General features: G+C 37.6%; 9 protein-coding genes. 4 read left to right on the top strand and 5 right to left on the bottom strand.

What is annotated here, in order from left to right:
• Positions 1 to 23 precede the first annotated feature (23 nt).
• From C1631_RS17540 to C1631_RS17520, 5 genes are all read right to left on the bottom strand, one after another.
• Positions 24 to 977 carry a T9SS-dependent choice-of-anchor J family protein gene (locus C1631_RS17540; RefSeq protein WP_103247870.1) on the bottom strand — a complete coding sequence of 318 codons (954 nt, stop codon included), beginning with the start codon at positions 975 to 977 and terminating at the stop codon, positions 24 to 26.
• An 80-nt stretch (positions 978 to 1,057) separates the two neighbouring features.
• Positions 1,058 to 2,599, bottom strand: a complete 1,542-nt coding sequence (locus C1631_RS17535; RefSeq protein ID WP_109713570.1) for a protein adenylyltransferase SelO — start codon at positions 2,597 to 2,599, stop codon at positions 1,058 to 1,060.
• A 75-nt stretch (positions 2,600 to 2,674) separates the two neighbouring features.
• Positions 2,675 to 5,053, bottom strand: coding sequence for a penicillin-binding protein 1A (locus tag C1631_RS17530; protein ID WP_103246670.1), 2,379 nt, complete (start codon positions 5,051 to 5,053; stop codon positions 2,675 to 2,677).
• Positions 5,054 to 5,059: 6 nt separating this feature from the next.
• A complete protein-coding gene (locus tag C1631_RS17525) occupies positions 5,060 to 5,527 on the bottom strand; it encodes a gliding motility lipoprotein GldH (RefSeq protein WP_103246669.1) in 468 nt (155 codons plus the stop codon).
• Complete coding sequence (locus tag C1631_RS17520) at positions 5,520 to 6,914, bottom strand: PSP1 domain-containing protein (RefSeq protein WP_109713568.1); 1,395 nt, start codon at positions 6,912 to 6,914, stop codon at positions 5,520 to 5,522. Before C1631_RS17520 ends, C1631_RS17525 begins: the two co-directional genes overlap by 8 nt.
• Before the next feature lie 479 nt (positions 6,915 to 7,393).
• Here C1631_RS17520 and C1631_RS17515 point away from each other — a divergent pair, with 479 nt between their 5' ends.
• The 4 genes from C1631_RS17515 to C1631_RS17500 all read left to right on the top strand — a co-directional run bounded on the left by C1631_RS17515 (position 7,394) and on the right by C1631_RS17500 (position 11,926).
• Entirely contained in the window at positions 7,394 to 8,629 is a 1,236-nt protein-coding gene (locus tag C1631_RS17515; RefSeq protein WP_103246668.1) for an OmpP1/FadL family transporter, read from the top strand.
• A gap of 9 nt (positions 8,630 to 8,638) precedes the next feature.
• On the top strand, positions 8,639 to 10,210 hold the full coding sequence (locus C1631_RS17510) for an SGNH/GDSL hydrolase family protein (protein ID WP_109713566.1): 1,572 nt from the start codon (positions 8,639 to 8,641) through the stop codon (positions 10,208 to 10,210).
• An 85-nt stretch (positions 10,211 to 10,295) separates the two neighbouring features.
• Positions 10,296 to 11,234 (top strand): ribose-phosphate pyrophosphokinase, encoded by a 939-nt coding sequence (locus C1631_RS17505; RefSeq protein ID WP_109713565.1) that lies wholly within the window; start codon positions 10,296 to 10,298, stop codon positions 11,232 to 11,234.
• 56 nt (positions 11,235 to 11,290) lie between these two features.
• Positions 11,291 to 11,926, top strand: coding sequence for a 50S ribosomal protein L25/general stress protein Ctc (locus C1631_RS17500; protein ID WP_109713563.1), 636 nt, complete (start codon positions 11,291 to 11,293; stop codon positions 11,924 to 11,926).
• Positions 11,927 to 12,133: the final 207 nt, after the last annotated feature.

The following is a 12,133-nucleotide window of genomic DNA, read 5'->3' as shown; positions in this document are numbered from 1 at the left end:
AGAAAGATTGTATAACGATGATATTATTGTTTGATTATTTTTTCTGTAGTAGAAGTTCCGTCAGAGAAATCTACTTTTACCAGATAGTTTCCTTTTGGAAGTGTAGAAATGTCAACATTTCCGGAATTTGTTTTAAGTATTTTTCCAGACATATCCACTACTGATGTTGTTTTGATTTTTTTATCAGTTTTAATGTTGATCTCTCCTTTTGTAGGATTAGGATAAAAGGCTGTACTTGATTTTGCTTTAGAAGTTTCATTCGTAGCAAGAGTTCCCTGAGTTGTAATTTTTACATCATCTAACATGAACATATATTTGTCTGCAGACATATATTGGAATCCTACTTTTACAGTTTGTCCTGCATAGGTATCCAGGTTAATTGTAACCTGCTGCCAGGCTGCATAAGGTGCAGTGGAAGTTGCCGGTGAAGAAACGATAGTAAAGTTGGCTGCAGTGGTAGGATTTCCGGTTCCTGTATAAACACCTACTTTATAGCTTTCTGCAAAATTTGGAGATAATGCCTTTACCCAGAAAGTTAAAACATTGGAGCTTGTTCCTAAAGTGACTGCCGGAGTTATTAACCAGTCATTATTAGCAGTAACAACACCAGCAGGAATTCCGGCCCATGAAGCTGCATATTTCTGACCACCATGAGGGTTGAAATTTCGAACTTCGTCGTCGGCTGCGGTAGAAGTATCATTATTGGTAGCATTACTTGCGGACGGGTTGAAGATCTGGAAAGCCATCTTCTGCCCGGCATTTGTCCAGTTTGCGGACCAGGATGGAGATGCTGTACCGCCAATTACAGGCCCTCCGCCCGTGTAAGTGTTCAAATTATCCAGATCTAGTGTAGACCAACTACCAAAACTATTAATAGTAAAATTGGTATAAGATTCGAAGCCCTCGTCGAGCAAAACTGTTTGAGAATGCGCTGCTATTCCCAAGACTAAACTTAAAGAAAGTATAATTTTTTTCATATCGAATATTTTACTAAATGTAGTGAAATATTCGATATGTTGCTTGTAAATCAGATGTTTATATTAAATTTTAACATTTGTCAAGAGCTGCAGGATAGGGTGGAGCATCCGGCAATATCATCATAACCGGAGGGGCGCTTAGAGGAAAACTCAGAGAATAGTTCCTGATATGGATTCTCCAGAGCTTGAGTCAGCTTTTCCAGCATAGTTGTTTTACCATGAGTAATTTCCTCTATGCATTCATAAAGTAAATAATTTCTGAGAATGAACTTTGGATTTGTTTTTTTCATTATTGCCAAAGAATCTTCTTTTGAAATAGCATTTAATTTCAATCTCGATTCATAAGTTTTAATGAAATCCTGAATTTTTTTTAGTTTTTCTTCATTTAGGGTAATGTAAGATACATTCTTAAAAAGTTCCTGTATGTCTGCCTCAGGGGTTGTTTTTTCAAGAATATTAAAAAATAAGGTATAGTCTAACTGTAATTCCTGCATTAAACCTTGCCAGTTAGTGAAAAATTCTTCATCTTCTTTTAAAAGTTCATCAAACCCGAACTTTCTGCAAAGCATATTGTCATGAGTCTTCCAGAAATAAGTTCCAAAGTTGTTTAAGGTATTTTCCAGGAACTTTTCATCTTTTATTAATGGATGAAGAGCATTGGCGAGCTGCCAGAGGTTCCATTGTGCAATTTGTCCCTGTTTTCCAAAGGCATATCTTCTTCCCGGAAGATCTGTTGTGTTGGGGGTAAAATTTAAATCATATTCATCCATCATGGAATAAGGTCCATAATCAATGGTTAAACCTAAGATTGACATATTATCCGTATTCATCACTCCATGCACAAAGCCAACTCTGAACCATTCAACTATTAAATCGGCTGTACGAATACTGATATTTTCAAAAAAATCTTTATATCTCTGATCGCCGGAAGATATGATTTCCGGAAAGTAATTTTCAATAGTAAAATCAACCAGATCTTGTAATGTTTTGTACTCTCCCTGGGCAGACATGAGTTCAAAATGCCCGAAACGAAGAAAACTTTCGGCAGTTCTTATGATGACAGCCCCTTTTTCGTATTGTGGATTTCCGTTATACATGATATCGCGCACCACATCCTCTCCTGTGAATGCCAGACTTAATGCTCTTGTCGTAGGGATTCCTAGGTGATACATTGCCTCACTCATCAGATATTCACGTACTGAGGATCTCAATACGGCCCTTCCGTCTGCATGTCTGGAATAAGGAGTAGCGCCGGCCCCTTTCCACTGGATTTCTGTTTTCTTACCTGTTTCATTGATGATTTCTCCAGCCAGAATAGCTCTTCCGTCTCCAAGCTGTCCTGCCCAGTTACCAAACTGATGTCCTGCATAGGCTGTTGCATACGTTTGAACATTTTCAGGAAGGTGAGTTCCCACCAGAAAATTCAGATCTCCTTCTTCATATTTCCCAAGACCGATTTCTTCTGAAAGAGTTGTATTGAAAACGATCAATTGAGGTTGATCGAATCCGGCAGGTTGAGTGGTTGCAAATAAAACTTTTGGAGTATTTCTTTGCATAAGATTGTTGGAAAAATCTCCCGGAAATTTCTTGATAAAAGGTTGTCTGATGTGCTCGATATTCATTCCTCAAAGGTATTAATTATAAAAGAAAAGACCTTCCAAATTATTGAAAGGTCTTGTGTATTTGTAAAAGAGAATTTATTTATTGAAATCTACCTCATCATTAGAATGAAGGTTTTCATTAATATTTTCTTCTTTCTTCTCTGTAGGTTTCTTTGGAGTAGGATCAGCAGGTCTTGGGTTTTTGATTTCATCAATAGTTTGAAGACTTCCATCATCTCCATATCCGCCACTTAATCCTTTAAGGTTAGAGCACCCGTCTTTCCAGTCTGAAGGCTTGGTGAATTTATCATCAGGAGTTACCCCTAATGTTTTATCTGCCCAAACTTTCTTCATGAAGATCGCCCAAATTGGGAGTGCCATTCTTGCACCCTGACCTTCACCGGTTCCAAAGAAGTGAGTTGCTCTGTCTTCCCATCCAACCCATGCTCCTGTTGCCAGCTTTGGAGTGATTCCCATAAACCAACCATCGGAGTTGTTCTGAGTGGTTCCTGTTTTAGCAGCAATTTCCACTGCTTTTGAGATTCCTCTTCTTCCCAATTCTCCAGATGCAGTACCGTATTGTGCTACCCCTTTCATTAATTCGATCATGGTGTAGGCGTACATTGGGTTCATTACTTCTTTTGGTTCTACATTTACTTCCTTGATGACTCTTCCGTTGGCATCTTCAATTCTCCAGATCATTTCCGGTTTATTATAGTTCCCGTAATTGGCAAAAGTACTGTAAGCACCTAGCATCTCGTAAATAGTAATATCTGATGAACCTAAAGCGATTGTATTATTTCTAGGGATGTCTTCCGTTACGCCAAGGTCTCTTGCGGTCTGGATAACAGCGTCTACCCCTGTCATTTCAATAAGTCTTGCTGCTACAGGGTTCTGGGAGTGTGCCAGTGCATCTTTTAAAGTTAGCATCCCTCCTCTTCCCGGAACGTGCCATCCATTATGATCATATGTTCCGTTAGAAACAGCAGAACAAGGTGTCATTCCCAGTTTCATAATGGCAGTAGCATATACAAAAGGCTTGAAGGTAGATCCTACCTGTCTTTTTCCTTGTTTGATATGATCATATTGGAAGTGTTGCCAATCAATACCACCAACCCAGGCTTTGATTTCTCCGGTTCCCGGAACCATAGACATTAAGCCGGCCTGTGCAATTTGTTTGTGATATCTGATGGAGTCCCAAGGTGACATTTCAACCTCTTCTTCGCCATTCCATGTGAATCGGGAAGTTTTGATAGGTTTTTTAAATTCCATCATGATGGAGTCTTCAGGCATACCGTCTGCTTTAAGAAGCTTATAACGGCCGGTTCTCTTCATTGCCTGAACCATGACATCTTTGATTTGTTTGTCATTAAGATAATAGAAAGGTCTGTTTTTTCTTCCTCTCTGTTCTGCATCAAATCTTTTCTGAAGATCAGTTAAGTGTTCCTTGATAGCCTCTTCTGCATATTTTTGCATTTTAGAATCAAGAGTTACATATATTTTTAACCCATCTTTATAAAGGTTAAGTTTCTTACCCGTTTCTTTTTCATGAGTTTCAAGATATTTGTCAATCTCTTTTCTCAGATAGAACTTATAGTATGCAGAATACCCGTCAGTAATGCTTTTAATAGGGTGGAAGTCTACTTCTACAGGAGTATTGATCGCTTTTTGATAGGTTGCTTCGTCAATGTATCCTGTTTTTTGCATCTGATCCAATACTACATTTCTTCTTTCTTTTGCCTTTTCTGGGTATCTGTACGGATTGTTTTTTCTTGGATTTTCAAGCATCGCTACAAATGTTGCAGCTTCAGGTAATGTGAGTTCAGAGGTTTTTTTGTTAAAATAAACCCTGGAAGCCATTTCAATACCATTAGCGTTGAAAAGGAAGTCAAATTTATTGAAATAAAGAGTGATAATCTCTTCTTTAGTATATCGTTTCTCAAGGCTTACTGCCACAACCCATTCTTTCAACTTCTGGAACCCTCTTTCAAATTTGTTTTGAGAAGCATTTCCTGTAAAAAGAAGTTTTGCAAGTTGTTGAGTGATGGTAGAACCACCCCCTCGTTTACCTCCATAGGCAACTGCTCTGGCAATAGAATATAAGTCGATTCCGGAGTGTTCTTTGAAACGTTCATCTTCTTTAGCCTGAAGGGCATAAATAAGATAAGGAGGAAGATCCTTATAAACAATAGGTTGTGTTTTTTCTTTTTCAAACTTACCTAAAGTGACCCCGTCTGAAGAAATAATCTCAGAAGCGACAAAGATGTCTGGATTTTCCAATTCTTTTACATCCGGCATTTCCCCAAGGAAACCCTGAGAAACTGCAAAGAAAAGACCTGAAATTCCTAAAACTACCGCAATGAGCCCAATCCAAATAAATGAAACCCATTTTTTCCAAGAGGTACTTTTCTTTTTTTTGGGAGGCAGAGGAAATGTTTTCCCCTTATTTCCTGTATTTTTTTTGTTTTCTTCCATTTATGGTTACGGTTTAGCCGTTTCTATTTTTATCCCAATATCCTCAATTCCCGGAAGGTTGTCATTCCTCATCGCCTGTATCAGGCCGATTTCATATTTCCCTTTTGCCGGAAATCTATATTTTACCCTATACTGAAACAACGTTTCTTTTGTGTCACCAAAGCCTGTACCAAGCCACTCTCCGTTTGGTTTTGCCAGAACATAATTCAGGGTGTCTGTCTCCTTCTTTTTGTTCTGAAGATTGGTAAAATTTACAATAAACCTTATATTGCTATAAGGATAATTGTTGTTGTTTCTTACGACAAATATAATATTTTTAGGATTCTGCGGATCTGTAATTTCAAGATTAAATTTTTGTTCACTTTTCTTATTCCATTTATTATCAACGGAATTCATAATGACAGTTTCTTCCGGGGAAGAAGTGTTGCAGCTAAAGAAAAGGATAAGGGAAAATAATCCTAAGATTTTACGCATTTTTATCTTTTTTAGGAGGATATTTCTTTTTAAAGTGTTTCTTGTTCGGGTTGTTGTTTTGAGGTTTTTTTTCACCATCAGCATTATTAGCTTCTGCTTTCACTACCGCTCCTTTTTGTTGGTTCTGCGGTTTTTGCTGCTTTTGCTGATTTCCTGAATGAGCATTTGGATGTTCAGCATTTTCAGGTTTTTCAGAACGTTCCGGTCTTTCCGGTCTGTTTTTCTTTTGTCCCTGATGCTGTCCGTGGGTGTTGTTTTGCTTATTCTGGGTATTTCTGTTTCTGTTGTTTCCTCTGTTTTTCTTCTCAAAACGATCGACATTATTTTCCTGGATCAGGTCAATGCTTTGCGATGGAGAGTCTGGCTGTTTCAAATCTTCTAACGGAAGTGTTTTTTCACCTCTTTTATTTTTTGAAATCAGTTTTTTGACAAGATCGATATCAAAATCATACCATGCAATAGAGCTGTCTACATAGGCAAACCACATTTTCTTTTTGAAAACATCTATTTTGATGCAGAATGCTTTTCCTTTTTCTGTTTCTAAAGTTGTTGAAGAAGAAGGAAAATTACTTAATGCATCCAGGTAGCTGTCAAGTTCATAATTAAGACAACATTTAAGCTTACCGCATTGTCCCGCAAGTTTTTGTGGGTTGATACTAAGCTGTTGGTATCGTGCTACGTTTGTATTTACAGATCTGAAATCTGTAAGCCATGTTGAGCAGCAAAGTTCTCTGCCACAAGATCCGATTCCCCCTACTTTGGCTGCTTCTTGTCTGAAACCGATCTGTTTCATATCGATTTTAGTTCTGAAAGCTCCGGCGTAATCTTTGATTAACTGTCTGAAATCTATTCGATTATCAGCCGTGTAGTAGAAGGTGACCTTGGAAGAATCTCCCTGGTATTCTACATCGGTGACTTTCATTTCAAGACCTAGTCTTTGAGCAATTTTTCTTGCCTCAAGCTTTATGCCGTCTTCTTTTTTTCTTGCTTCCTGCCACACCTCAAGATCTTTTTGGTTGGCCTGTCTATATATTTTAAGGGCAGATTCTTCAGAAAACTTTTTCTTTTTCATCTGAATTTTTACCAATTCTCCCGTAAGGCTTACTACGCCTACATCGTGTCCCGGACTAGATTCTACTGTAACTACGCTACCTATATGTAAAGGAATATTATTTACATTCTTATAAAACGATTTTCTGTCATTTTTAAATCTAACTTCTACAAAATCACACCTGTTTGGTGCCGGATTGTTGATGTTAGAAAGCCAGTCAAAAACACTTAATTTATAACTATTCCCGCAGGTATTTACATTTTCACAGCCATTTGCGGTTTTCTTAGGGCCGCAAGAATGTGCAGAATCGCCGGATGTTTTACATCCACAACTCATATTACTATTATTTATAATCTTGCAAATTTATGTATTTTTATCTTTATGCAATTCTAAAATACTCAAATAAGATAAATTCCAGCTAAAACAGTTAATCCATTTCATAATGAAACGGGGCTAGAACCTTAAAAAATGTGTTATCGGAAAAAAAATAATTAATGCTTTTCTTATTATTGACTTTGGAATTATTAAGATCAGCATGATAAGTAAAAATTAACATTTCAAATAAGTAGTATCTGTTTTTTTAAGGTTTGTAAGGGTACTACTTTATTAAATTAAACCAGTGTTTAATATTAAACATGGTGAAATGTTGTGGTTTTTAATATATTTAAATAACTAATAACTATCGTTTTGTATTTTATTTTTCTTAAAGTGTTATTTTAAACATAATTTTCTTTTGGAGTATTGTTTAAAATATTGGGAAATATTAACAGATGTATTCAAAATAATTTTATATTTGGGTTATATAATAACAGTCTATGAAAAAAATATTGGTATCAACTGCTTTATTGGCGGGCGTTTTATCTTATGCAGGAGGCTTCAGAGTTTCTTTGCAAGGGGTAAAACAATTGGCCATGGCGCATACTAGTGCTCATGCCGAAGATGCGAGTGTGACATTCTTTAACCCTGCGGGTATGTCATTTATCCCTTCTAAGCTGAGTGTAGTGGCAGGAGGGTTTGGTGCAAGTAATAAAGTTACTTTTCAAAACTTAAATACTTTACAAAGTACAGAAACGGATAACCCTTTGGGTACGCCAATCTATGCAGCGATTACTTATAGACCAATAGAAAATCTGTCTGTAGGTTTCAGTTTTTCAACACCTTTTGGGAGTACGATCAAATGGCCGGAAAACTGGGAAGGAAAAGAAATGGTACAGAAAATGGAACTCAAGAGTTACTATTTCCAGCCAATGGTTTCTGTGAAACTAGCCCCTTGGTTATCTTTTGGTGCAAGCTATATTTATGCCAGAGGAAAAGTTGATTGGGATAAAGCGGTAACACAGTTTAGTGGACAAGTTAATATTAATGATGAGAAAGCTTCAGGACATGGATATGGATTCGGGTTCTACTTCAGACCGGATCCGAAGTTGGATGTAAGTGTTGCTTACCGATCAGCTATCGATATGAAGGCTAAGAACGGAACGGCTACTTTCAAATTCCCAAGCCAATCTCCATACACTTTGTTAGGTCTGAATGCAGCCGGACAAGATGCTTTTTCAGCGACTCTTCCTTTGGTTGAAGAATATACCATTGGTTTAACCTACAAGATCACTCCGAAATGGTTGGTTTCTGCTGATTTTAACTACCATGGCTGGGAAAGATACAGCAAGCTAACTTTGGATTTTGCTAATGCTCCTATTGGAAACCAGGCAGATCCTACTATTCTTGTTAATCCTAAAAATTTCAGAAATTCCAAGACATTCAGATTGGGTACTCAATATGCGTTTACCAATATGATTTATGGACGTTTGGGAGGTTATTATGATGAATCTCCTTATACCAATGAAAATTTTATTCCTGAAACTCCTTCATTTGATACATTTGTTCTGACAGGCGGGGTAGGATTTAAGTTGAAACAATTCGGAATTGATATTGCCGGAGGGTACGCAATGCCTAAATCCAGAGACGTAAATAATGCTAACCTTGGATTCTATGGACAGGCAAAAGCAAGTGCATTCTATTTTGGTCTAGGTTTATCTTATAATCCTTTTTAATTGAAGACTATGAAAAAAATTATAATTTCAACAATAGCTGTTTCATCACTTTTTTTTACTGTAACAAGCTGTAAGACAGATTTTGATAATGATGTAAAAGATATTCCGGTAACAAAAGGAGATGCTGATTTTTCAAGATATGTTTCTTTAGGAAATTCATTGACCTCAGGTTTCAGAGATAACGCTTTATATATTGATGGGCAGAATGAGTCTTATCCAAGTATGATTGCTGCTCAGATGAGATTAGCCGGTGGAGGAGACTTTAAGCAACCTCTAATGAATGACAACCTTGGAGGAATTCCATCTGCAAATATCTCAAACAAAAAAGTTCTTGTGGTAGCAGGAGGAGCGTTGGCTCCGGTTGATGCCCCAGGTGTGGGAACAACAACCCTGGCAAATATCTATAATGCTGGCCCTTATCAAAATATGGGAGTTCCCGGAGCTAAAGTAGCTCATCTTCTTGCTCCTAATTACGGAGATCCTGCAGGGTTGAATCCTGCGGCTCCTACAGCTAACCCTTACTTTGTTAGATTTGCAAGTTCTAAAACAACTTCTGTAGTTGCTGACGCTTTGGCTCAAAATCCTACATTTGTTTCACTTTGGATAGGAAACAATGATGTTCTGGGATACGCTACAACAGGAGGGGATGGAACAAATCCTATAACACCGGTTGACGGCCCGATAGGAGTCGGATTTACCTCAACGTACAATGCATTGGTAGGATCGTTATTTCCGAGTGGAACAACAAGAAAAGGAATTGTTGCTAATATCCCGGATGTAACTTCTATTCCTTTCTTTACCAGAGTTCCGTATAACCCAATTCCACCAGAGAAATTTAATACAGCTCCAGCTGGAAGTGCATCCAATCAAAATGCTAATATAGATGCTCTTAATGCGCAGGTATTTGGACCTCTAAAGCAGGTTTTAACAGCGCTTGGACAAGGAAATAGATTACAGCTTCTTTCTAAAACTGCTGGTAACCCTGTTCTATTAAAAGATGAATCTTTAGCGAACCTTGGAGTTCAGATTACCGCTGCATTAGTGGGTGCTGGTGTACCTGCTCCACAAGCTGGTCTAATGGGACAGTTATTTGGACAGGCTAGACACAGCACATCTCAGGATTTGATTCCATTGACCACAAGTACAGTATTAGGAACGACGCCTGCTTCTCCTTTTGCAGTAGCTCCTTTTGATAAATATGGTACAACCTATCCACTTGAAGATAAACATGTACTAAGAGGAAAGTTTAATAATGTAAATGGAGAGGTTGAAGAAGTATTGGCTGCAACTGTATCTTTCAATGCTGCTATTAAAGCTGCAGCAACAGCTAAGGATCTTGCTTTCGTAGATATGAATACTAAAATGAAAGAACTGGATTCTAAAGCTGGGATTGTTTGGGATGGTGTGAAATACTCTGCTACATTCGTTACAGGAGGAGCTTTCTCCCTGGATGGAGTGCACCTTACCGGCCGTGGATATGGAATTGTTGCAAACGAGTTTATCAAGACGATCAACGCGAAATATAGATCGACACTTCCACAGGTAGATCCTAACAAATATTCAGGGGTTACATTCCCATAATAATTGATAAAATAAAAACTTAGAAACCACAAGAGTAATTCTTGTGGTTTTTTTTTAAATTTGCAAAATCTTTTAAAAAGTAAAAATGGCCGATCAGTTAAGTTATCTATTTTGTACAAGAACCAGCAGGGACTTGGCGGAAAAAATTGCCCAGCATTATGGGAAAGAATTAGGGAAAATCAACTTTCAGGAGTTCAGCGACGGGGAATTTGAGCCTGTTTTGGACGAATCAGTAAGAGGAGGAAGAGTTTTCCTAATCGGATCTACGTTCCCTCCTGCAGACAATCTTTTGGAACTTCTTTTAATGATTGATGCAGCGAAAAGAGCTTCTGCAAAAAGCATTACTGTGGTAATTCCTTATTTCGGACTTGCAAGACAAGACAGAAAAGACAAGCCAAGAGCACCAATCGGGGCTAAGCTAGTTGCTAACCTTCTTACCGCAGCAGGAGCAACAAGAATAATGACAATGGATCTTCACGCAGATCAGATTCAGGGATTCTTTGAAATTCCTGTAGATCACCTGTATGCTTCTACTATTTTCGTAGATTATATCAGGTCTTTAAATCTGGAAGATCTTACCATTGCTTCTCCTGATATGGGAGGTGCAAAAAGAGCAAAGAACTACGCAGGTCACTTAGGGGCAGAAGTAGTAATTGCTTATAAAGAAAGAAAAAAAGCAAATGTTGTGGAAGAAATGTTCCTTATCGGTGATGTAACAGGTAGAAACGTTATTCTTATTGATGATATGATTGATACTGCAGGAACACTTTGTAAAGCTGCAGATATCCTGATTGAAAAAGGAGCAAAAACAGTACGAGCAATGGCTACTCACGGAGTGCTTTCAGGAAAGGCTTATGATAATATTGAGAACTCGAAAATTCTTGAAGTTATTGTAACTGACTCAATTCCTGTTAAAAATAATTTGTCATCTAAAATAAAAGTGCTATCTTGCGCCCCATTATTTGCAGATGTTATGACAATGGTTCATGAGCACAAATCAATTAGCAGTAAGTTTGTTATTTAATTGATTTTAAGTGATTTGCGAATTAAATTAAGAACAATTTTTTAAATTTTTTATAAATGAAATCTATTACAATTCAAGGTACAAAAAGAGAAAGCGTGGGCAAAAAGTCTACAAAAGCTTTACGTGATGCTGAATTAGTTCCTTGTGTTGTTTATGGAGGTGAAGCACCTTTAAACTTCTCTGCAGAAGAGAAAGCTTTCAAAGGGTTAGTATACACTCCTGAAGCACACACGGTATCTATTGAAGTTGACGGAAAAACGATTCCGGCTGTTCTTCAGGATATTCAGTTCCACCCAATTACTGACAAGATTCTTCATGCAGACTTCTATCAACTAGCTGACGATAAGCCGGTTATCATGGAGGTTCCTGTAAGAATTACTGGACGTGCTAAAGGTGTTGTAGCTGGTGGTGTTTTACGTCAGTCTTTCAGAAAATTGAAAGTAAAAGCTATCCCTGCTAACTTGCCAGACGAAGTAGTTGTTGATGTTACTCCATTAAAAATTGGTAACAAACTTTATGTTGGAGGAATCAAGACTGAAGGATATTCTTTCATGCACCCGGACAATGCAGTTGTAGCAGCTGTTAAGATGTCTAGAAATGCAATGAAAGGTGGTGCAGCTGCAATGGATGATGAAGAGGAAGAAGAAGTTGCAACTGAAGAAGCTGCAGCTCCTGAAGCAGCAGCAGAATAAGAATTGCTTATGTAAACAATATAAAACCTGTCAATGTATTGGCAGGTTTTTTTATTAGCAAAAAGAGAGATTTTAGGGGAGGAATAGAGAATACCTCATTTCGCAAATTTTACCTTTTCAATTCATTCATAGGGTTCGTATCATCAGCTTTGGTCACCTTTCTTTATTGAATATTTCTATCAGCTGACAAGTATCACCCCTCAACTT

The sequence above is a fragment of the Chryseobacterium phosphatilyticum genome (assembly GCF_002899825.2).
Classification (GTDB): domain Bacteria; phylum Bacteroidota; class Bacteroidia; order Flavobacteriales; family Weeksellaceae; genus Chryseobacterium; species Chryseobacterium phosphatilyticum.
Note: the sequence above shows the minus strand (reverse complement) of the source record. Positions and strands in the feature narration are given on the sequence as shown.

Bases quoted from the DNA above. Each gene is read 5' to 3' on its own strand.
- C1631_RS17540 (WP_103247870.1), bottom strand. From the start codon at position 977: ATGAAAAAAATTATACTTTCTTTAAGTTTAGTCTTGGGAATAGCAGCG.
- C1631_RS17535 (WP_109713570.1), bottom strand. From the start codon at position 2,599: ATGAATATCGAGCACATCAGACAACCTTTTATCAAGAAATTTCCGGGA.
- C1631_RS17530 (WP_103246670.1), bottom strand. From the start codon at position 5,053: ATGGAAGAAAACAAAAAAAATACAGGAAATAAGGGGAAAACATTTCCT.
- C1631_RS17525 (WP_103246669.1), bottom strand. From the start codon at position 5,527: ATGCGTAAAATCTTAGGATTATTTTCCCTTATCCTTTTCTTTAGCTGC.
- C1631_RS17520 (WP_109713568.1), bottom strand. From the start codon at position 6,914: ATGAGTTGTGGATGTAAAACATCCGGCGATTCTGCACATTCTTGCGGC.
- C1631_RS17515 (WP_103246668.1), top strand. From the start codon at position 7,394: ATGAAAAAAATATTGGTATCAACTGCTTTATTGGCGGGCGTTTTATCT.
- C1631_RS17510 (WP_109713566.1), top strand. From the start codon at position 8,639: ATGAAAAAAATTATAATTTCAACAATAGCTGTTTCATCACTTTTTTTT.
- C1631_RS17505 (WP_109713565.1), top strand. From the start codon at position 10,296: ATGGCCGATCAGTTAAGTTATCTATTTTGTACAAGAACCAGCAGGGAC.
- C1631_RS17500 (WP_109713563.1), top strand. From the start codon at position 11,291: ATGAAATCTATTACAATTCAAGGTACAAAAAGAGAAAGCGTGGGCAAA.